The 21,661-nt window shown below is 65.5% G+C and carries 13 protein-coding genes; 6 read left to right on the top strand and 7 right to left on the bottom strand.

Going from position 1 to position 21,661, the window contains the following annotated elements; translation table 11 throughout:
- Positions 1-96 precede the first annotated feature (96 nt).
- The 5 genes from EOA79_RS16070 to EOA79_RS16090 are packed head-to-tail and all read left to right on the top strand — an operon-like array spanning position 97 to position 4,586.
- Positions 97-1,053 carry a MoxR family ATPase gene (locus EOA79_RS16070; RefSeq protein WP_095824865.1) on the top strand — a complete coding sequence of 319 codons (957 nt, stop codon included), beginning with the start codon at positions 97-99 and terminating at the stop codon, positions 1,051-1,053.
- Positions 1,050-2,354 (top strand): DUF58 domain-containing protein, encoded by a 1,305-nt coding sequence (locus EOA79_RS16075; protein ID WP_128293091.1) that lies wholly within the window; start codon positions 1,050-1,052, stop codon positions 2,352-2,354. Before EOA79_RS16070 ends, EOA79_RS16075 begins: the two co-directional genes overlap by 4 nt.
- Positions 2,351-3,367 carry a stage II sporulation protein M gene (locus EOA79_RS16080; RefSeq protein ID WP_095824765.1) on the top strand — a complete coding sequence of 339 codons (1,017 nt, stop codon included), beginning with the start codon at positions 2,351-2,353 and terminating at the stop codon, positions 3,365-3,367. The genes EOA79_RS16075 and EOA79_RS16080 overlap by 4 nt, the downstream gene beginning before the upstream one ends.
- Positions 3,354-4,217: an RDD family protein gene (locus tag EOA79_RS16085; RefSeq protein WP_067329877.1), complete on the top strand. Its 864-nt coding sequence runs from the start codon at positions 3,354-3,356 to the stop codon at positions 4,215-4,217. The genes EOA79_RS16080 and EOA79_RS16085 overlap by 14 nt, the downstream gene beginning before the upstream one ends.
- Before the next feature lie 15 nt (positions 4,218-4,232).
- Positions 4,233-4,586 carry a hypothetical protein gene (locus EOA79_RS16090; RefSeq protein WP_095824766.1) on the top strand — a complete coding sequence of 118 codons (354 nt, stop codon included), beginning with the start codon at positions 4,233-4,235 and terminating at the stop codon, positions 4,584-4,586.
- 9 nt (positions 4,587-4,595) lie between these two features.
- On the opposite strand, the gene EOA79_RS16095 is transcribed toward EOA79_RS16090, so the two are convergent.
- Complete coding sequence (locus tag EOA79_RS16095; RefSeq protein ID WP_067329872.1) at positions 4,596-5,282, bottom strand: D-lyxose/D-mannose family sugar isomerase; 687 nt, start codon at positions 5,280-5,282, stop codon at positions 4,596-4,598.
- Between the two features lie 208 nt (positions 5,283-5,490).
- On the opposite strand from EOA79_RS16095, the gene EOA79_RS16100 reads away from it, so the two are divergent.
- Positions 5,491-6,549 carry a D-TA family PLP-dependent enzyme gene (locus tag EOA79_RS16100; RefSeq protein ID WP_095824866.1) on the top strand — a complete coding sequence of 353 codons (1,059 nt, stop codon included), beginning with the start codon at positions 5,491-5,493 and terminating at the stop codon, positions 6,547-6,549.
- Positions 6,550-6,785: 236 nt separating this feature from the next.
- Here the strand turns inward: EOA79_RS16100 and EOA79_RS16105 are convergent, their stop codons facing one another.
- From EOA79_RS16105 to hutG, 6 genes are all read right to left on the bottom strand, one after another.
- Positions 6,786-7,544 (bottom strand): heme ABC transporter permease, encoded by a 759-nt coding sequence (locus EOA79_RS16105; RefSeq protein ID WP_095824767.1) that lies wholly within the window; start codon positions 7,542-7,544, stop codon positions 6,786-6,788.
- 198 nt (positions 7,545-7,742) lie between these two features.
- On the bottom strand, positions 7,743-9,512 hold the full coding sequence (locus tag EOA79_RS16110) for a glucan ABC transporter ATP-binding protein/ permease (RefSeq protein WP_067000546.1): 1,770 nt from the start codon (positions 9,510-9,512) through the stop codon (positions 7,743-7,745).
- A 375-nt stretch (positions 9,513-9,887) separates the two neighbouring features.
- The gene (locus EOA79_RS16115) at positions 9,888-18,467 is read right to left on the bottom strand and encodes a glucoamylase family protein (RefSeq protein WP_095824768.1); all 8,580 of its coding nucleotides are present in this window, start codon (positions 18,465-18,467) and stop codon (positions 9,888-9,890) included.
- 270 nt (positions 18,468-18,737) lie between these two features.
- Positions 18,738-19,325 carry a HutD family protein gene (locus EOA79_RS16120; RefSeq protein WP_095824769.1) on the bottom strand — a complete coding sequence of 196 codons (588 nt, stop codon included), beginning with the start codon at positions 19,323-19,325 and terminating at the stop codon, positions 18,738-18,740.
- A 4-nt stretch (positions 19,326-19,329) separates the two neighbouring features.
- Positions 19,330-21,000 carry a urocanate hydratase gene (hutU, locus tag EOA79_RS16125; RefSeq protein ID WP_095824770.1) on the bottom strand — a complete coding sequence of 557 codons (1,671 nt, stop codon included), beginning with the start codon at positions 20,998-21,000 and terminating at the stop codon, positions 19,330-19,332.
- A gap of 37 nt (positions 21,001-21,037) precedes the next feature.
- A partial coding sequence (hutG, locus tag EOA79_RS16130) for an N-formylglutamate deformylase (RefSeq protein ID WP_128293093.1) occupies positions 21,038-21,661 on the bottom strand: 624 nt, incomplete at its 5' end.

Here is a 21,661-nt window from a genome sequence, read left to right on the forward strand (position 1 = left end):
TCACCGCACGGTTCAAGGCTGCGAACGGTTCCAACACATTGGCCGCAATGCATGAAGCAGCGGAAGAGCTGCATGACTGGACGGCAAGGAGGCTCGGTGAACGTCGATGAAGTGAAAGCCCTGGCGAGCGCGATCAGGGAAGAGGTGGCTAAAGCGATCACCGGGCAGCGCGACACGGTCGATCTGATGCTGACGGCGCTGTTCGCCGGCGGGCATATATTGCTCGAAGGTCCGCCCGGTACCGCAAAGACCATGACCGCGCGCTGCTTCGCGCAGGCGCTCGGCGTCGCCTATGGGCGCATCCAGTTCACGCCCGACCTGATGCCCGGCGACATCGTCGGCGCCAACATCTACAATTTCCAGACCGGCCAGTTCACGCTGACGCGCGGCCCGATTTTCTGCGATCTGCTGCTTGCCGACGAGATCAACCGCACGCCGCCGAAGACGCAGGCTGCACTGCTCGAAGCCATGCAGGAGCACGCTGTCACATTCGACGGCACGACCCATTCGCTCGGCAAGAATTTCATGGTGGTGGCGACGCAGAACCCGATCGAGCATCAAGGCGTCTATCCGCTCCCCGAGGCCCAGCTCGACCGCTTCCTGTTCAAGCACCGGGTCAGCTATCCGGACGCGCAGGAAGAACGTGCCATCATCATCCACCACGGCGGCGGCTCCGCCTCGCACAATATCGAGCAATACGGCATCAAGGCGCAGACCGACCGCAAGACGCTGGAGGCGGCGCTTGCCACAGTGGGCGCCGTCACGCTGGTCGACGACGTCGTCGGCTACATCGCGGCCCTTGTCCGCGGCACGCGCGAAAGCCCGGATCTGGAGGTCGGCGCCAGTCCTCGCGCCGGCGCCATGCTGGCGCGCGCGGCGCGAGCCCGGGCGGCGCTCGACGGCCGCAACTATGTCATCCCCGACGACGTCAAGGCTTTAGCCGTGCCGGCGCTGCGCCACCGCGTCATCCTCTCGCCGGCGGCGCAGATCGACGGACGGCTGGTCGAGCAGATCGTGTCCGACCTGGTCGACCGGACGGAAGCGCCGCGTTGATCTATCCGAGCGGCAGAGCGGTATGGGCGGCGGCGGCGGGAGCGATTCCCGCCTTCCTGATCGCGCTCGCGCTGCCGCATGTCTGGTATCTCGGGCTGCTCTGGATTTGCGCTTTGCTTGCCTTCTTGGCGGTCGACGCGGCGGCCGGGCGCGGACGCGCGTCGCTCAGCGCCACGCTCACCGCACCGCCGCAGGTCGGCGTCGGCGGACGTTTCACGCTGCACATCGCGGCCGGTCTCGGGGCGCGAACGCGCCGGCTGCAGGCGCGCGTCGGGCATGACCAGCGGCTGGCGCCGGTCAACGGCACGGGCGGCACACTGCCGGCAAATGGCGGCACGCTCGATCTCGAATTCGACGCCATTCGGCGGGGCATCGCCAGCTTCGATCGGCTGTGGCTGCGCTGGCAAGGGCCGTTCGGGCTGGTCTGGAAGCAGGCCGTGCTGCCGGTGGAGCGCAAGATAGCGGTGCTGCCCGATGTCAGCCGCGCCCGCGACGAGGCGATCACGCTGCTGCAGCGCTCCGCTCTTGCCGACGGCCATGCACAGAAGCGCGCCGGCCAGGGCCGCGAGTTCGAGGCGCTGAAGGACTACCAGCCCGGCATGGGCCGGCGCATGATCGACTGGAAGCGCAGCGCCCGCCACGGCAAATTGCTTGCCCGCGAATTCCGCATCGAAGAGAACAACAACATCGTTCTAGCCATCGATAGCGGGCGGCTGATGTGCGAGCCGGTCGAGGGCGTGCCGAAGGTCGACCGGGCCGTGACGGCGGCGCTGTTGTCCGCCTTCATTGCGCTCAAGGGCGGCGACCTCGTCAGCCTGTTTTCCTTCGACGCCAGGCCGCGCGTTTCCAGCGGCGCCGTGCGCGGCTCGCCGAGCTTCACCATGATCCAGAAGCGCGCCGCCGAGATCGACTATTCGACCGAGGAGACCAATTTCACCCTGGCGCTGACGACGCTCGCCGCGAAGCTCGACCGGCGCTCACTGGTCATCGTTTTCACCGATTTCGTCGACCCGATCAGCGCCGAGCTGATGCTGCGCACCGTCGGGCGGCTGACCGAGCGGCATCTGGTGCTGTTCATGCTGATGAAGGATGTCGAGCTGGAGACTTTGGCCGATATGGCGCCTACCGCCCCGGAGGACGTGGCCCGCGCGGTCACCGCCGGCGACCTGCTCAGACAGCGGCAGGTGGTGATCGGACGCCTCAGGCTGCTCGGCGCGCATGTCATCGAGGCCGACCACCAGCGGCTCGGCCCGGCGCTGGTCGAGCGCTATATCCAGCTCAAGGAGGAAAACCTCTTATGACGCTGCCCGCCGGCACCGATGCCGTGCGCCAGTCGCTGGCAAGCTTCCGCCAGGAGCGCGAGGCCGACTGGAAGGCGTTCGAGGCACTGCTTGCCCGCGTCGAGAAGCGCGCGCCGCGCGCGCTGTCGGAAGAGGAGCTGCTGTCACTGCCCCTCCTCTACCGCTCGGCACTGTCCTCGCTTTCGGTGGCGCGAGCCACTTCGCTCGACAGCGCACTGATTGCTTACCTCGAAGCGCTCTGCCTGCGCGGCTATTTTTACCTCTATGGCGCGCGGCGATCCTTGAGAACGCGCATCGGCGACTTCTTCCTGCACGACTGGCCGGCGGCGATCCGCGACTTGTGGCGCGAGGTGTGGGCATCGGTCGCCTTGACGGTGATCGGCGCCATTGCCGGGTACTGGCTGGTCGCCTCCGACAAGCGCTGGTACGACGCCATCATCGCGCCGAGCCTCGCCGGCGGGCGCAATCCGGATTCGTCGGCCGAGATGCTGCGCAGCGTGCTTTATGGCGGCGGCGACCACTTTCTGTCGGGCTTCGCCGCTTATCTCTTCACCCACAACACGCAGGTGTCGATCCTGGCCTTCGCGCTCGGCTTCGCCTTCGCGGTGCCCAGCGTGCTGATCATCCTGATGAATGGCTGCATGCTCGGCGCCATCTTCCAGATCTATGCCGCCAAGGGGCTCGGTTTCGAGCTCGGCGGCTGGCTGTCGATCCACGGCACGACGGAGCTTTTCGCCATCGCCATCGCGGGCGCGGCCGGCATGCGCATCGGCACCAGCATCGCCTTTCCCGGCGAGCTGACGCGCATGGCCGCGGCCTCACGCGCGGGCCGCGTGGCGGCGACCGCGATGGTCGGCGTCGTCATGATGCTGCTGTTTGCCGGCCTGCTCGAAGGCATCGGCCGGCAGACGATCACAAGCGATATCGCCCGCTATTCGATCGGCGGCGGCATGCTGGCGCTCTGGATTTCTTATTTCTACCTGTTCCGGATGGTGCGGCATGGCAACGGCTAGGAATCCCGCCGCGCTGGTGCGCCCGCTGGTGACGCCGGAGGGCGTGGACCTGCGCGTCAAGCTGGCCGATGCCGGGACGCGGGCTTCGGGATTCCTGCTCGATGTGGTGATCATCGTCGTCGCCGCCGTCGCGGTCAGCCTTGTCGCGATCTTCGGCCTGGGCGGGCTCGGCGTGAAGGACGCCGAACCGCTGTTCATCGTCTGGATCATCTTCATCTTCCTGCTGCGCAACGTCTATTTCATCGCCTTCGAGGCGGGCCGGCGGGCGGCGACGCCCGGCAAGCGGATGGTCGGCGTCCGCGTCGCTTCGCGCAGCGGCGCCGGCCTCAGCCTCGACCAGGTCATCGCGCGCAACCTGATGCGCGAGATCGAGGTGTTCCTGCCGCTGTCGATCCTGGCGGCGCGCGGCAGCGCCGGTGTCGCCGACACGCTGTCGACCATCTTCGGGCTGGTGTGGGCGCTGCTGTTCTCGCTGTTCCCGCTCTTCAACCGCGACCGGCTGCGGATTGGCGACCTGCTCGCCGGAACCTGGGTGGTCGAGGCGCCGAAGGTGGCGCTGCTCGAGGATCTGTCGCTGCGCAAGGATCCGGTCGCGACCCGCTTCCAGTTCAGCGCCGCGCAGCTCGACGCCTATGGCATCGCCGAGCTGCACAAGCTGGAGGAAGTGCTGCGCCGCGACGACTATTTCGCGATGAAAGCGGTGGCGGAAACGATAGGCCGCAAGATCGGCGCCAGGGTCGAGCCGGTCGATTCACGGGCATTCCTCACCGCCTATTACGGCGAGCTGCGCGCGCACCTGGAGCGCAAGCTGCTGCTGGGCAATCGGAAGGCGGACAAGTACGCGCGGTAGATTGGAACTCTCAGTATGTCTGAAACAATCAGCCAAGCCGAGAGCGCCAGAATAGAAAGCGCCATTCAGGCAGCAGTTGCCGGGTCGTGGGAGGTTTTTGCAAAACTCACCGATGAACCGTTTCCAGACGATGCGTCGATGAGGGAGCAGTTCGAAGATTCCACTCCCCGACTGCAGCAGGCCGGAGGAAATTGGGAAATGAAATGGGGCATAGGCATCGTACCCGACGACGCGACGCGCGTGATCACAGCCATGATCAAAGCGCCGCCCACCGTGGATATTGTCCTCACGCTGCACAGCACGAGCGACCGGGACGACAGCACTATCAGTATCTGGACCTCCTTTCAGCAGCGAAATTGGGACGACTAGGCCCTCGCCCTACCCCACCCATTTTTCATAATCCGACACCAGAAGGTGAACCGGCGCCACATCCTCCTCGATGTTGGAGAAGCGGCCGATCGGATCGCGGAAGACGTTGTCGGTGAGGTCGTCATTGACGGTCGAGACCTCGCCGATCAGCACGTCCTTGCCCTCGGCCCAGAAGGCGTGCCAGACGCCCGGCAGCAGCGTCACGCTCTGGCCCGGGTCGAGCTTCAGGAGCCCGCCGGCGGGCAATCTGGTGATGGTGCCGTCGACCGGCACCGACACTTCGGCCTTCGGGTCGATGCCGCCGTCGCGGTCGTGCATGAACAGTTCCAGCACCAGCTTGCCGCCGCCGCGGTTGATGATGTCCTCGGCCTTGATGTTGTGGCGGTGCATGGGCGACAGCTGGTCCTTGCGCGAGATCATGATCTTCTCGGCGTAGAGCATGCCCATGCCGAGCTTCATGTCCGCGTAGCGGCCGTTGCGGACGGTAAAAAGGAAGAGACCAAGCTCATCGAACTTCTCCTGGCCGTAGTCGGTGATGTCCCAGCCGAGACGCGAGCTGAAAATGGCCGAAGAGTCCGCCTTGTGCGCCTTCATCTCTTCCGGCGACCAGTAGGCGAAGGGCGGCATGATGTAGCCGAACGAGCGGATGAAGGCGTCGGCTTCGCGGATGATGTCGTTGATTTTGGAGCGCTTCATGGTCGTTTTCCTTCCGGCCGCTGCCTGCTGAAATCTGCCAACCCGAATATCGCAATGCCGGTCCGCTGTCGACGCAAACTGACGGCTCTGGCCTCGTGACATCCGGCCCGATCAAGCCCATAACCCCAACCGGTTTTTGATCGCGCATGTCTTCATTCCCGAAACCGGTTCCCACCTTCGGGAGACATGCTTTTGAACGGTGATCTTCATGGCAAGCATAGACGATCTCGACACGCCGGCGATCCTGATCGACGCGGCCCGCGCCGAAGCCAACATCGCAAAGGCGCAGGCGCATGCCGACCGCCACGGGCTGAAGCTCCGCCCGCACATCAAGACGCACAAGCTGCCCTACTGGGCGAAGAAGCAGGTCGCGGCTGGCGCGGTCGGCATAACCTGCCAGAAGATCGGCGAGGCCGAGGTGATGGCCGATGCCGGGCTTGAGGACATTTTCCTGCCCTACAACATTCTCGGCCGCGCCAAGCTGGAGCGGCTGAAGGCACTGCATGGCCGCGTCGCGCTGTCGGTCACGGCGGACAGCCACGAAACGCTGTCAGGGCTAGCCGCGACCTTCACCGATACCGGCCACCCGCTGCCGGTGCTGGTCGAATGCGACACCGGCATGGGGCGCTGCGGCGTGCAGAGCCCGGCCGAAGCGGTTGCACTGGCGAAAGTGATCGACCAGGCCAGAGGACTAACCTTCGGCGGGCTGATGACTTATCCGGCGGCGGGCCGCGCCGCCGAAGCCGAGGCGTGGCTGCGGAACGCGCGCGAGACGCTTGCGGCGGCCGGGCTCGAATGCCGGCGCATCTCCAGCGGAGGCACGCCGGACATGTGGCGCTCGGGCGAGGACAGCGTCGTCACCGAATACCGGCCCGGCACCTACATCTATCTCGACCGCTACCAGGTCGCCAAAGGCGTCGGCACGCTCGACGATTGCGCGCTGACGGTGCTGGCCACCGTGGTCAGCCACCCGACGCCCTCCCGCGCCATCCTCGACAGCGGCAGCAAGGCTTTGTCCTCCGATACGCTAGGACTGCCGGATTTCGGCGAGCTGCTCGGCGTGCCCAGCGCGCGAGTGACTGGACTGAGCGAGGAGCACGGCAACGTCACGCTTTCAGACGGCGGCGCCCTGCGCATTGGCGAGCGCGTGCGCGTGGTTCCCGATCATTGCTGCGTGGTGACGAATTTGTTCGACCAGGTGCATCTGATCGACGGCGACAAGGTGCTGGAAACGCTGCCAGTGGCGGCGCGGGGGAAGATGGCTTGAGGATCCTGAGACGCACGCAGATGTTTTAAGTTCGTCTAGGCTGGCGGGACAGCGCCCCCCGTGTCCTGCCGGACATCTCCCCCCCACTTTGGGGGGAGATTGGCGGCTCGGGCGTCGCGCCCTCCTCCAAACGCTGAAAGTTGCCGAAAGCAATCGCACCATCCTTGTGGGGGAGATGTCCGGCAGGACAGAGGGGGGCGAGAAGGAACGCGACAGACCGCTATTGGTCCGAAAATCTACTGCCGTTCCGCCTGCCGCGCCGCAACCCTGCGCATCGCGATCACGCGGCGCCTGAAAATCTCCGTGCGGATCGCCATCAGGTGCAGCGCGAAGAACAGCACGGTGAAGCCAAGCGCCATCACGGCGAGCGGCCACAGCATCGAAGGGTCGATGGTCGGGCCGCCGAGGCGGAAGACCGAGGCCGGCTGGTGCAGCGTGTTCCACCAATCGACCGAGAATTTGATGATCGGGATGTTGATGAAGCCGACCAGCGTGATGATGGCGGCGGCCCAGGCGGCGCGGCCGGCGTCGTCCAGTGCGCGAGTCAGCGCGATAATCCCAAGATACATGAGGAAAAGCACGAAGACCGAGGTCAGCCGAGCGTCCCACACCCACCAGGTGCCCCACATCGGCTTGCCCCAGATCGAGCCGGTGATCAGCGCGAGCGCGGTGAAGGTGGCGCCGATCGGAGCCGCTGCCTTCAGCGCCACGTCGGCCAGCGGGTGGCGCCAGACCAGCGTGCCGAGCGCCGAGATCGCCATGATGGTGTAGCACATCATCGCAAGCCAGGCGAAAGGCACGTGGATGTACATGATGCGCACCGTGATGCCCTGCTGGAAATCCTCCGGCGCGGTGAAGCTCATATAGAGGCCGACGCCGAGCAGTATCGCCGCGGTCGCCGCGAGCCACGGAATAACCTTGTTGGCCAGCCCGACGAAGCGCGTCGGGTTGGCGAGATCGATCCAGCCGGCGAGGCGTGAGGTGGTGTCGCTCATGCCGATCTAAATAGACCGGCGATGCATCAGGGGCAATCGGACGGTTGTCGCACTCTCTCCTTCTCCCCTTGTGAGAGAAGGTGGATCGGCGCGCGAGCGCCGAGACGGATAGGGTGCGCGACGGAGTGAGACGCTGATCTTCCTGGAACACCTTCATCTGTCGCCTGCGGCGACACCTTGTCCCACAGGGAAGAAAGCTTACGCCGCTTCCGTCACCGGACGGCTGAGGCGACGGACCTCCTCGTCGTTGAGCAGGCCGCCGGCGCGCAGCAGGGCTGCGAAGCGGCCGTTGCGCAGCGACAGCTCGGTGAAGCCGCCGTATTCGACCACCTTGCCCTTGTCCATGAAGACGACCAAGTCGGCGTCGCGCACGGTGGTCAGGCGGTGGGCGATGATGAAGGTCGTGCGGTTGCGGCGCAGTTCGTCGATCGCTTCCTTGACTCGGTCCTCGGTCTCGACGTCGAGCGCGCTGGTCGCCTCGTCGAGCACCAGGATCGGCGCATCCTTCAGCACGGCGCGGGCGATGGCGATGCGCTGGCGCTCGCCGCCCGAGAGCTGGCCGCCGCGCTCGCCGACGACGGTGTCGTAGCCGCTGCTCTTGGCCAGGATGAAGTCCTGTGCGGCGGCGGCATTGGCGGCGGCGTGCACCTCGTCATTGCTCGCATCGGCGCGGCCGACCCGGATGTTATCCTCGATCGAGCGGTTGAGCAGGCCGGCGTCCTGGAAGACGGTGGCGATCGAGTGGCGCAGCGACTTGCGGGTCACCGTGCGAGTGTCGATGCCGTCGATCAGGATGCGGCCGCTGGACGGCGTGAACACGCGCTGCAGCAGGTTGATAAGCGTCGTCTTGCCGGCGCCGGTCGGGCCGACGATGGCGACGGTCTTGCCGGCCGGCACCTCGAAGGAGACATTTTCGATACCATGGCCCGAATTCGCGAACTCGAAGCTGACGTCCTCGAACCGCACACGGCCGGTGACGTTGGTCAACTCGCGCAGGCCGTCCGGCTCGGCGGTTTCGGCGGCCGAGTCCTCGAGGCGATAGAAATCCTCGAGCTTGGCGCGGGCCTCGGAAATCTGCGTCGTGAAGGCGGACATCTGGTCGAGACGGGCGATCAGCATTCCGGCAAAGCCGGTGAAGGCGACGACGTCTCCGACACGGAGCTGGCCACGGGTGACGAGATAAGCCCCAATCGAGAGCACGATCATCATCGAGATGGTCGACGACAGGCGGTTCAGCGCATTGGCGATAGCCCACCAGTCGAGCACCGGGTTCTGCGCGTCGAGCAGGTCCTTGACGTAGCGCTTCAGCGTCGCGGTCTCATGGCCGATGCGGTTATAGCTCTGCAGCACGGCGACGTTGCTGACGCTGTCGGTCACATGGGCAAAGACTGTGTGGTAGTGGCGCTCGACGGCGGTCTGCCCCGACTTGGTACGGCGCATGACGATACGGCCGATTCCGACGTAGAGCACGCCGAGGCCCAGCAGCACGATGGACATGCGGATGTCCATGGAAAGCGCGGTCGGCACCAGCAGCACCAGCGCAATGGCCGTCGAGAGATGCACGCGCATGAATTCGAGCCACAGGCTGAACAGGGTTTCGACGGCGCGCAGCAGCGTGTGCAGCGAATTGGACGTGCCGCGCTGGTGGTGCCAGGCGAGCGGCATGGTGATGACGCGCTCGAAGGACTGGCACAGCACTTCCGAACGCCGGGCATGGGCGAAGCGGTCGGCGCCGCGCGACACCAGCACGAAAGCTATGACATTGAAGACACCGAGAGCGGCCCAGACGGCGAGCGTCGAAAACACCGGACCTTTTTCGGAAATGGCGCCGATCACCCGGCCCAAAAGGATCGGCTCGAGAATGGCGATCGCGGCAAGCGCGACGTTGGCGCCGCAGATCAGCGCGACGCGCTTCTTGTCCGCAGCCAGATAACTCAGCGCTCTAAAGTAGATCTGCAGAAGTGACACTTCAGCTACTCCGCCAAACTCTTGTCCGTGCTCAATGTCGGTATTGTGCGCCGCACCATTTTTTGACACGTACCGGTTTATGTGTCGCGAAACAATGCGTCGTCTATCCCTTCCGTTCCGATTTAGCGAACAAAAGATGACGACGGTGCGAAATCTGACGTGATCACCTAACGGTTTGAGATAAAAGGTGAAATGTCAGCCTTGCGGCAAAACAATGGCACCTGCCCAGCGCTGCCACATTTTTAATCACTTGCGCTTGCTTAGCCGTGCCTGAAGCAGCGTGGGCGCACGCTGCCCGGCCCATTGGCAAAGTAAAACGCCAAGCTCGGCCGCGCATCCCGAGAGATGCGCGGCCTGCAAGGCAAACCGTTGATCCTACGCAGGTATCTTGACGACGACGTCGGTCATCTCGCCGGCCCTCGGTTCGAAAGACCCTGATTTGGTCTTCGAACCATTGACTTCAAGCGCGATCGACTTGGTCTTTTTGTCGCGGATGACGCGAACCTTGATTTCGCCGCCGAACATCTTGAGTGTGGCGGCGTAGCCGTCCCAGTGGCCGGGCAGCTTCGGCCTAAACGTGATCTGCTTGCCGCGCCGCTCGATGCCGAGGATTCCTTCCACCGCGGCCCGGTAGAGCCAGCCGGCCGACCCCGTATACCAGGTCCAGCCGCCGCGGCCGCCTTTTCCTTCGCCGGCGTAGATGTCCGCCGCCACGACGTAAGGCTCGACGCGGTAATGCTCGGCCGCCGCCTCGTCCGAGGCGTGGTTGACCGGGTTCAGCATCGAGAAGCAGCGATAAGCCTCGTCGGTGCGTCCCATCTCGGCCAGCGCGATGACGAACCAGGTGGCGGCATGGGTGTACTGGCCGCCGTTCTCGCGCACGCCCGGCGGGTAGCTCTTGATATAGCCGGGATCCTTGTCGCTGTTCGAGAAGGGCGGCGTGAACAGCTTGACGATCTTGTGCTTGTCGTCGACGAGCATCTTCGTCGCCTGTTCCATGGCCGTGGTCGAGCGGGCAGGATCCCCCTCGCCCGACAGCACGCTCCAGGACTGGGCGATGGAGTCGATCTTGCACTCATCCGAATTGCGGGAGCCAAGCGGCGTGCCGTCGTCGAAGCTGCCGCGCCGGTACCACTGGCCGTCCCAGGCCGTGCTCTCCAGCGCCCGCTTCAGCAGGTCCGCGTGCTTCGTCCAGGCCTGCGCCCGCTTGCCATCGCTCTGTCCCTTGGCGATGGGGGCGAAGTCACCCAGCGTCTTCAGCAGGAACCAGCCTAGCCAGACGCTTTCGCCCTTGCCGCCCTCGCCGACACGGTTCATGCCGTCGTTCCAGTCGCCGCCGAGGATCAGCGGCAGGCCGGCCGGGCTGCTGCGCTTGATGGCCAGATCGAGCGCCCGCGCGCAGTGCTCGTAAAGCGAGGCTGTGGTCTTGGTGATCTCGGGCGTGAAGAAGGCGTCGTGCTCCCCCTCGCCAAGCTCCTGCCCGTCGATGAACGGTATCTGCTCCTTGAGGATGGCGGCATCGCCCGTCACCTCGATGTAGCGGGCCGTCGCGTGCGCCAGCCACACGACATCGTCCGAGATCATGGTGCGCACGCCGGCATCGGTGCGGGGCAACCACCAGTGCTGCACGTCGCCCTCCTGGAACTGCCGGCGGGCGGCGTTGAGAATCTGGTCGCGCGCCAGCTTCGGATCATGCGCCAGCAAGGCCAGCGTATCCTGCAACTGGTCGCGGAAGCCGAAGGCGCCGCTCGCCTGGTAGAAGGCCGACCGCGCGCGGATGCGGCAGGCCAGGCTCTGGTAGGGCAGCCAGTGGTTGACCATGGCGTTGAGCGCCTTGTCCGGCGTTTCGACCTGAATGGTGTCGAGGAAGCCGCGCCAGACGCGCTCATTGTCGGCCAGACGCCGGTCGAAATCCTTGTCCCTGTGGGTCTGGACCAGGGCGCTCGCCTCGGCGGCCGTGGCGGCGTCGCCAAGCAGCCAGAACAGCGTCACGTCGCCGCCGGCCGGGATGTCGATGTCGCTGGCGATCACCGCGCACGGATCGTCGCCTGCCTCGACGCGGCCGGACAAAGCAACTCCGCCAAGCACGGCCTGCGGATATTCGGTCGTGCCGTGCCTGCCGACGAACTCGCCGCGGTCGGCGGTCACCGAATGAACAGGCGCCGTCGCGGCGAGGAAAGCCACCCGCTCGCCGAAGTCGAGCCCGTAGGGGTTCTGCGCAAGCATGGCGCCCGTCGCGGCGTCCCTGGTCGGCACGATGGTTGCCGCCGTGCGCGAGCGATGGCCGCCGAGCACCCACTCGGCATAGGCATAGACGCGCAGCCTTTCCGGCGCGGGGCCGGCATTCTGGATGCGCAGCCGGGTGATCTTCACCGGATCCACCGGGTCGACGACCTGCGTCAGATCCATCGACAGCGGCCCGCGCTTCGAGCGGAAGGTCGAGAACCCCTGCCCGTGCCAGGTCTCGTAGGTCATCGAGGGATCGCGCACCACCGCGGCCATCGGCGAGAACGCCTTGCCGCTCAACTGGTCGTAGATATAGAAGCCCTCGCCCGGCCGGTTCGACACCGGGTCGTTCGACCACGGCGTCAACTGGTAGTCGCGGCTGTTGCGGCTCCAGGTGAAGCCGGCGCCCTCGGCAGAGACGTGGAAGCCGAAGGAAGCGTTGGAGATGACGTTGATCCAGGGCTGCGGCGTCACACGACGGCCGGTCAGCCGCGTCACGTAGTGGCGGCCGTCGCCGTCGAAGCCGCCAAAGCCGTTCCAGAGGCTGAGGCCGGTGCCGTCGGCGGCAATATCGGCTCCCCCCTCGCTTGCCCGCGTCGGCTCAGGCAAAGGCGGCGACGGCTGGCGGGCCGGAACGCCTTCCGCCTGCTGCAAAGCGTCGCGAGCCTGCAATGCCGCCGTTTCGGCCCGCTCGAGCTGGTCGAAGATGGTGCCGTTGCGGGTGTGGAGCGCAACACGCGCGACCGACAGTAGGGTCTTGTAGGTCGGCTCGTCCATCAGGTCGCGGCGCACGGCGAAGATGTGCTGACGCGGGCCAAGCTCGCGACCACGCAGGCGGCTGTTCTCGCACAGCGTCTCCACTGCGCGCTGCAGGTCCTGCACGTAGGAGGATGCCTGCTCGTTGACGACGACGAAGTCGATCATCATGCCGCGGGCGCGCATGTATTCCTGGAAGCGCAGCGCCTGGGCGACGATCTCGAGATCGGCGACGTCGCCGATGCGCACCAGGAAGATCGGGAAATCGCCGGAGATGCTGGTCGGCCAGAGGCTCGATTGGCGGCCGAGGCCCGAGGCGATGGAGTCGGCGGGCAGACGCAGGAACGGATCGGGATAGATCAGGTAACGCGCCAGCTTCTGCACATTGGCGGCATCGGTCAGGCTGAGGCCGAGATGGCGCGTCTGCACCTGGCTGCGCGTCCAGGCGAGCATCGCCTGGCGGGCGAAGCTCTCCTGATGGTCGAGGCGGCCGATCGCCTCGTCGAGCTCGCCCCGGTTGGCGCCGACGACGGTCCAGAAGGTCAGCGAGATCTTCTTGTTGGCCGGCACGCGCACCTGGCGGCGAAGTGCCGCCACCGGGTCGAGCGTGAAGCCGTGGCTGCCGGAGAGCCGGGCGCCGGGGTCGAAGGCGGCAGCGTCGGCGATGGTGCGGCCACGGCCGATGAAGGCGCGGCGATCGGTTTCGGCCTCGGCGTCGCGCGAGGGACCCGACGGATCGGTGACGAAATGCACCATGGTTAGGTCGGGCTCGTTCTTTTCGCGCTTGCGCCTGGTGGCGAAGATCGCGCCGTTGTTAGCGGAGATCTCGGTCTCGACGAACATCTTCGAGAACGCCGGATGGGCGTTGTCGGAGGCTTCGTTGCCCAGCACCAGCTCGGCAAAGGACGTCACCTCGATGTGCCGGTCGGTGGGGCCGTCATTGTAAAGCGTGACGCGCCGGCCTTCGCCGTTCCCTTCGGAGATGACGATGCACTCGACCTCCGAACGCAGCGAGCCGATCGATTTGGTAAAGCTCGCCTTGTCGTCGGCAAACAGCGTCTGCACGCGCTCGCCCTCGGCGCGCTTCGGCTCGGCGGTGGCCGACCACCAGTCGCCGGTCGCGGTGTCGCGCAAGAAGATATAGGAGCCGAGACGGTCTTCGCTCGGGTCCGGCTGCCAACGGGTGATGGCAAGCTCGCCGAAGCGGCTGTAGCCGGAGCCGGTGGCGGTGACCATGACCGAGTACCGGCCATTCGACATGACGTTGGTCGCGCGCAGCGCCTTGATCGGGTCAAGGATGATGCGGCTGTCCGGGCTCTCGGTCTCGGTCTCGTCCTTGGAGCGCTCGTCGGCCTCGGTCCTGACGGTGGCGGTCGGGATGTCGCGCGGCGCCTTCTCCTGCAAGAGGAGTTCGGCCGACTCAATCACCGGATCGCTGTGGAAGCGTTCGCGCAGCCGACCCTCGAAGATGGCGTCCGCCACGGCGGCGATCGACATGCCGGAATGGTGGGCCATGTAGTTCTGGACGACGGCATGGTCGGTGCCTTCCGGCACGCGCTGCGGCGTGAAGTCGACCGCATCGTAAAAGCCGTGCCGGCCGAGCGCGCCGATCGCGCGCAGCCGCATCAGGTTCTGCACCGCCTCACGCGGATTGAACTGCGCCGCCAGGATGGTGGCGTAAGGCGCGATCACGGTGTTCTGGCCGAGACCACGCTTCAGGCCGAGGCCGGGCACGCCGAAGTTGGTGTACTGGTAGGTGAGCTCGCGGTCGCGGGCATTGTAGGCCGCTTCCGAGATGCCCCAGGGCACGTTCTTCGAGCGCGCATACTGGATCTGGCGCTTGATGATGAGCTTGCTGGTCTGGTTGAGGATCGAGCCCTGCGGCTCCTTCATCACCAGCGGCGGCATCAGGTACTCGAACATCGAGCCCGACCAGGACATCAGCGCGCCCTTGAAACCGATCTCGACAATCGGCCTGCCGAGCCGGAACCAGTGCTCGGTCGGCAAGTCGCCCTTGGCGATGCCGAACAGGCTGGTCAGCCGCGCCTCGGAGGCGAGCAAGTCGTAGCAGCTCTCGTCGAGCTGGTGCTCCTCGACGCGATAGCCAATCGACAGGAGCTTGCGCTCCTGCCGCATCAGGAAGGAAAAATCCATCTCGAAGGCGTAGCGGCGGCAGCGCCCGCGCAGCGCGAGCAGCTTGGTGCGGAGCGCCGAGACCGCGCTTTCGTCATTGTGCGAATCGTGCACATGGGCCTCGCAGGTCGCCTCCAGCCTGGCCGCCCAGTCGGCGATGACGTCGCTCTTGGGCGACGCCGCCTCGACGTGGATGGCCGTGGCGAGCTTGCGGATCTCGCCGGCCAGCACCGCGAGATTGATCGTGCGGATCGAAGCCATCTCGGGCTGCGCCTTGATGGTCATCACTGCCCGGCGCATGCCGTCGAGGCGGTCGGCAAGACGCTGGCGCAGCGGCCGCAGCTGGCGGCGGTCGTCGGGCAGTTCCTCCAGGCTCTCGTCGAGGATGGTGACGGTGTCGAGGATGCCCTCGAAATCGCCCTGCAGGTGGACGGAAGGCGCCTCGGCCCATTCGGCGCAGGCCGCGGCCACGGCGACCAGATGGCCGGCGAGATTGCCGCTGTCGACCGCCGAGATATAGAGCGGATAAAGCGGCTTCAGGGTCGTCGTGTCGTACCAATTGTAGAGATGCCCGCGATCGCGCGGCATGTTCTCGATGGTCGTCATCGTGGCGTCGATGCGGGTGATGGCATCCGACAGGCTGATCCAGCCGAAGTCGCGCGCCGACACCACCGAGAGCAGGTAGACGCCGATGTTGGTCGGCGAGGTACGCGGCGCCACCACCGGGGCCGGGCTTTCCTGGAAATTGTCGGGCGGCAGATGGTGATGCTCGGCCGTCACGAAGGTCTCGAAATAATGCCAGGTGCGACGCGCCACGGTGCGCAGCGCATGGATGTCAGCGGCGGAAATGCGCAGCCTGTCCTCGGTCTCGGCCGAGCGGCTGATCCAGCAGGCGACGGCGGGCGAGCCGATCCAGAAAATCGCGAAGAAGAAGGCGACGAACGCGCCGGTGGAATCGGCCAGCACCGGAACGGCAAGGCCGACGACGCCGATGATCACGGCGCCATACATCATGCTGTAATAGGCGCCGAGATCGCTGCCGCCGGTCTTGTGCGCCTGCGAGGCGGTGCGCCACTCCAGAAGGTTCTGGCGGCTGACGAAGAGCCGGTAAAGAGTGCGGACGATGGCATCGCCCATCATCCAGGCAAGGTGCGCCATCAAAAGCACCTTCAGCGCCACCAGCGCGGTGCCGAACACAGTGTCGCGCGCCAGCGCCGAGAAATGGCCGCGCGGCGTCTGGTCGCCGCTCTTCGGCAGGATGCCGTTGACGATGTCGAAAGTCGGGGCCATGAACAGGCTGAGGATCATCAGCGCCTGCCACTGCGCGGCCTGCGTGAACGGCAGCAGCGTCCAGCCGGCGATACAGGCCATCACCCAGAAGATCGGGGTCACCGAGCGGCGGAGGTTATCGACCATCTTCCAGCGCGACAGTGCCGGAACGCCAGAGCGCGGATCGAACATGAAGCCGAGCAATTGCCAGTCGCCGCGCGCCCAGCGGTGGTGGCGTGAGGCGTCGACCGAGTAGCGGGTCGGATAGTCCTCGACCAGTTCGACATCGGTGACGAGCGCGGCGCGCGCCAGGGCGCCTTCGAGCAAATCGTGGCTGAGGATGGTGTTTTCCTCGATGCGGCCCTTCAGCGCCGTTTCGAAGGCGTCGATATGGTAGAGGCCCTTGCCGGTGAAAGTGCCGTCGCCGAAGACGTCCTGATAGACGTCGGACACGGCAAAGACGTACGGGTCGAGACCGCGATTGGCCGAGAAGACGCGCTGGAAGAAGGAGGCATCGTCGCCGCTGGTGAGCGAGGCGGTGATGCGCGGCTGCAGGATGGCGTAGCCGGCTGTGACGACGCGCTTTGCCGGATCGAAATGCGGACGGTTGAGCGGATGCGCGAGCTTGCCGACAAGGCTCGAGACGGCGTCGCGGGTGGTGCGCGTATCGGCGTCGAGCGTCATCACATAGGTGACTTTGTCCGGCAGCGGCACATCGAGCGGCAGGAAGGTGGTATCGCTGTCGCCGCGCAGCAGAAGGTTGAGCTCGTGCAGCTTGCCGCGCTTGCGTTCCCAGCCCATCCAGCAGCCCTGGGCCTGATTGTAGAGCCGGCGGCGATGCAGAAGATAGAAGCGCGGAGCACCTTCCGACGGATAGCGGGCGTTCAGCCTGGCGATCTCGTCGCGGGCATATTGCAGGATCTCGATGTCGGCTGCGTCGATCTCAGTCTTGGAATCAGGCCAGTCGGACAAAAGCGCGAAATGGATCTCTTCTGCCGTGTTGGCGAGATGATGCACCTCGATGTTGCGGATGTTTTCCTCGACGTCGTCGCGCGACCCGATGAGCGAAGGCACGACGACCAGCGTGCGCGCTGAGGCGGGGATGCCGTGCTTATAGTCATAGCCGACTAGCCGCGTCGGCTTGAGGAAGAGCGCCACGACGGTGTTGAAGAAGGCCAACGCGCCTTCGCTTGCCGGCACCGCGAACAAAGCCAGCATCAGCGTGATCGCCCCCGCCGAGAGGCCGAGATTGGCAAGCGCGTTGCCGGACAGCACAAGCAGGAGCACCGTCAGCAGGAAGACCGGCACGACGATGCCGAGCCAGCCGGTGGCGGCAAAGGCGCGCTTGAAAGTCACATAGAAGGGAGCCCGATAGCCGATCGCCTGTTCCAGCTCCGGCCGGCGCGGCCCGACCAGGAAGAAGCCGACATCGGTATGCACGGAGGGGTCGGCAGTTTCCGGCACGCCGGACGCATCGGTGACCCCAGGCATGTGGCCTGCAAGCTCGATCGCCGTTTCGGCGACGCGGAATTCGGAAAGGTCGGAGCGGCGCGCAAGCTGCTCGATCGCGGTGCGATACTGATCGCGCGAGAAGAAATCGAGCGCGGCGAAATCGGTCTTCTCGCGCAGCAGCGTGTCGATGCGGCTGACGCCCTCGAACCAGACCGTCCAGTCGACGTCGTTGATGAGGCGCAGGCCGCGGATGATGTTGCCGGTGGTGACGTTGCCGCTGGACAGCGTCTGATGCTCGGAGATGATGATCTCCTCGGCGTCGGAGCCGGTCTTCTCGAGCTCGCCCTCCAGCCATTCCAGCGCGCGGCCGGCGTTCTGCGAACCGTCACGCAGGCGATAAAGGAGCTGGGTGGCGAAAGTGGTATCCTGCGCATGCGCGGCGTAGCTCGACAGGATCCTGGTCCGGTCGGCATTGTCGTCGGTCGCCAGCACCCGGTCGGCGACCTCGTTGGCGATCTGGCGCATCTCTCTCGTACGGTTGACGCGCACTGCGATGCGTCGGAGGTTTTCGATCAGCACGAACCGCAGCAGCGACGGCAGCGCCCAGAGCTCGCCGATCTTCAGCGGCTCGACCGATTGAAAGCCCTCGACGATGGCCTTGAACATGGTCGCCGAGACGGCGCTGTCGGAATGCTCGACATAGCTCCAGGCGACGACGAAGGCGCGCGGCAACGCCGTGCCGCCCGCAAGCTTGAGCGTCGGCAACTGGCGGTAGAAACGGCGCGGCAGATCGCGCTTGACCTGAAATATGGTCTCTTCGACCAGGTAGTTGTTGTCGAGCAGCCATTGCGCCGCGGGCGTGATCGTCTCGCCCTTGGCCTGGGCGGCGTTGGTCGAACGGTAGACTTCGAGAATCTTCTTGGCGCTATCGCGGATGCGGGCCTGGAATTCGAACGGCGAAAGCCCGAACAGGTCCCTGACATCGCCCTTGGCGAGTGCTGCGCCCAGCGCGCGCAGCCGGTCTTCCGGCAGGAAATTGGAGCGTATCGGCGCTTCCGTGACGGTCGGGAAGCCGGCACTAGTTTGTTCGATCTTGGCGGGATTCGTCTGGATGTTCATTGATTATTCCGTAAGGCGGGGCGCGATGCGGCGTCACCGCCACGGCAATGGCCCTAAAACCGGTTCAAATGCAATCTGTTGCATGGCAGGTTCGGCCGAAAGTTTGTTTGCGCTCCATGACAGGGGCGTCCCCTTTCGACAACTCAAGGGCGAACGCCCCTCGCTTCCCGCCCCGGGTCCGATCAGGGAAAGGATTCAGGCTTTTTCGTGATACATGCAAGGGGCCAGGCGATATTTCGCCCGCGCCGCGATCATGTTTGGCAACAGCCGTTAACCATTGGCGGCGGTGACGCGCAGGCGGATCACAAAAATCAGCTCATGCCCTTCAGGCTGGAGGCGCAGTTTCTGGCTCTGCTGATCGAGGACGAGCGCATCAAGCGGTCCGAGGCTGGCAGCGGTGTCCGTGAGGACTGTGACGCCACCGCCAACCGGCAAGATAATCGTCGTGCCGTCGGTCGACCTTATCTCGACTTCACCCGAAACAGGCAAGCGCTCGACCGTATGGCTGATGCAGCCGCGGCGGCTCATGACGTTGAGATCGGTGATCGGGCCGCCAATCAACGTGGCGCGGGTCGGCACGTCGCCGGGAAAAGGAAGCGGCGCCGAGGCTGGCGTCAGCCGCGCCGGCGGTCGAGAGGCGATGTCGAGCATAATGCCGTCGCCTTCCAGCACCGACAGCGTGCGGTCGACCCCGGCGAAGCTGGAGAATGGCCCGCTGGTCTCGACGCGCGCCATGGAGATGCGCCAGTCGAAATCCTCGAGACCGGCGCCATCAGGCGAGACGGCGATCTCGGTGGTCGTGCCGCCGCCGTTCTTCCACGGCATGACGCGATAGCCGGCGGTACGAAGGATGCGCATCGGTTCAACCCAGTATGCCCGGCAGGTTGAGCTGGTGCTCCTTCGCGCACTCGATGGCGATGTCGTAACCGGCATCGGCGTGACGCATGACGCCGGTCGCGGGGTCGTTCCACAGCACGCGCTCCAGGCGCCTGGCCGCGTCAGGCGTTCCGTCGGCGACGATCACCATGCCGGCATGCTGCGAGAAGCCCATGCCGACGCCGCCGCCGTGATGCAGCGAGACCCAGGTGGCGCCGGACGCGGTGTTGAGCAGCGCGTTGAGCAGCGGCCAGTCGGAAATGGCGTCGGAGCCATCCTTCATCGCCTCGGTCTCGCGGTTCGGCGAGGCGACCGAGCCGGAATCGAGATGGTCGCGGCCGATGACGACCGGCGCCTTGATCTCGCCCTTGGCCACCATTTCGTTGAAGGCGAGTCCCAATCGGTGGCGGTCGCCAAGCCCGACCCAGCAGATGCGCGCCGGCAGGCCCTGGAAGGAGATGCGCTCGCGCGCCATGTCGAGCCAATTGTGCAGATGCGTGTTGCCGGGGGTGAGTTCGCGCACCTTGGCGTCCGTCTTGTAGATATCTTCCGGATCGCCCGAGAGCGCAGCCCAGCGAAACGGGCCGATGCCGCGACAGAACAGCGGACGGATGTAAGCCGGCACGAAGCCGGGGAAGGCGAAGGCATTTTCGAAACCCTCGTCCTTGGCGACCTGGCGGATGTTGTTACCGTAGTCGAGCGTCGGCACGCCGGCGTTCCAGAACGCCACCATCGCCTCGACATGCTCGCGCATCGACGCGCGCGCCGCCTTCTCCACCGCCTTCGGATCGCTGACGCGCTTCTCGCGCCATTCGGCCATGGTCCAGCCCTTGGGCAGATAGCCGTTGATCGGGTCATGCGCCGAGGTCTGGTCGGTGAGGATATCGGGGCGGATCCCACGCCTGAACATCTCCGGCACGATCTCGGCGGCATTGCCGAGCAGGCCGACGGACTTCGCCTCGCCGGCCTTGATCCAGCGCTCGATCATTTCCATCGCCTCGTCGAGCGTTTCGGCCTTCTCGTCGAGGTAGCGAGTGCGCAAGCGGAAGTCGATCGAGTCCGGATTGCATTCGATGGCGAGGCAGGAGGCGCCGGCCATGACGGCGGCCAGAGGCTGGGCGCCGCCCATGCCGCCGAGGCCGGCGGTCAGGATCCACTTGCCATTGAGATTGCCGCCATAGTGCTGGCGGCCGGCCTCGACGAAGGTCTCGTAGGTGCCCTGAACGATGCCTTGCGTGCCGATATAGATCCAGGAACCGGCCGTCATCTGGCCGTACATCATCAGGCCCTTCCTATCGAGCTCGTTGAATTTTTCCCAGGTCGCCCAGTGCGGCACGATGTTGGAATTGGCGATCAAGACGCGCGGCGCGTCCTTGTGGGTGCGGAAGACGCCGACCGGCTTGCCCGACTGCACCAAGAGCGTCTCGTCCTCGCCGAGCGTCTTCAGTGACGCGGCGATGCGGTCGAAATCGTTCCAGGTGCGCGCCGCCCGGCCGATGCCGCCATAGACCACGAGCTCGTTCGGGTTCTCGGCGACCTCCGGATCGAGATTGTTCATCAGCATGCGCAGCGGCGCCTCGGTCGTCCAATAGCGGGCGTTGAGCTTGTCGCCGCGCGGCGCGCGGACTTCACGGATGTTGTGGCGAGGGTCGGTCATGTCGGCAGTTCCCTTTCGATCAGGTGCGGCGGGAGCGTCAGCGCGCGGCCCAGGCAATCGCGGTTTCGAGAATGGTTTTCAGCGTGGCGCGGATCGGCGCCGCGTAGGTTGGGTCGTAAGGCACCGGCCAGTTGTCTGGCGCGCCCTTTTCCGACGGCTCGCGCATATAGCCGCGGTTCGAGAGCTCCATCTGCAGCGCATGGACGCCGCTCTGCGGCCGGCCGAAACTTCTGGTGATCCAACCGCCCTTGAAGCGCCCATTGACCACCCAGGACTGGCTGCTCGCCGCGAGGATGGCGGCTACCTTTTCCTGCAGCGATGGTTCGGTGCTCTTGCCGTCATTGGTGCCGAGATTGAACACCGGCAGCGTGCCTTCGAACAGGCGCGGCAGCACCGAGCGGATCGAATGGCAATCATACAGCACGATCTTCTCATGCATGCCGCGCAGCCGGTCGATCTCAGCCTGCAGTGCGGCATGGTAAGGCGCGAAGTAAGTCTCGCGGCGCCGGTCGATCTCGGACGGCGTCGGCTCCTCGCCCATGCGGTAGAGCGGGTCGCCATCAAACGTGTCGGTGGGGCAGAGCGTGGTCGTCGCCTGTCCAGGATAAAGCGAGACGCCGGAGGGGTCGCGGTTGACGTCGATGACGGTGCGCGAGATGGC

Source organism: Mesorhizobium sp. M1A.F.Ca.IN.020.03.2.1 (genome assembly GCF_004023205.1).
Classification (GTDB): Bacteria; Pseudomonadota; Alphaproteobacteria; order Rhizobiales; family Rhizobiaceae; genus Mesorhizobium.

Bases quoted from the DNA above. Each gene is read 5' to 3' on its own strand.
- EOA79_RS16115 (WP_095824768.1), bottom strand. From the start codon at position 18,467: ATGAACATCCAGACGAATCCCGCCAAGATCGAACAAACTAGTGCCGGC.
- EOA79_RS16100 (WP_095824866.1), top strand. From the start codon at position 5,491: ATGGCAAGCATAGACGATCTCGACACGCCGGCGATCCTGATCGACGCG.
- EOA79_RS16090 (WP_095824766.1), top strand. From the start codon at position 4,233: ATGTCTGAAACAATCAGCCAAGCCGAGAGCGCCAGAATAGAAAGCGCC.
- hutU (WP_095824770.1), bottom strand. From the start codon at position 21,000: ATGACCGACCCTCGCCACAACATCCGTGAAGTCCGCGCGCCGCGCGGC.
- EOA79_RS16095 (WP_067329872.1), bottom strand. From the start codon at position 5,282: ATGAAGCGCTCCAAAATCAACGACATCATCCGCGAAGCCGACGCCTTC.
- EOA79_RS16085 (WP_067329877.1), top strand. From the start codon at position 3,354: ATGGCAACGGCTAGGAATCCCGCCGCGCTGGTGCGCCCGCTGGTGACG.
- EOA79_RS16105 (WP_095824767.1), bottom strand. From the start codon at position 7,544: ATGAGCGACACCACCTCACGCCTCGCCGGCTGGATCGATCTCGCCAAC.
- EOA79_RS16120 (WP_095824769.1), bottom strand. From the start codon at position 19,325: ATGCGCATCCTTCGTACCGCCGGCTATCGCGTCATGCCGTGGAAGAAC.
- EOA79_RS16080 (WP_095824765.1), top strand. From the start codon at position 2,351: ATGACGCTGCCCGCCGGCACCGATGCCGTGCGCCAGTCGCTGGCAAGC.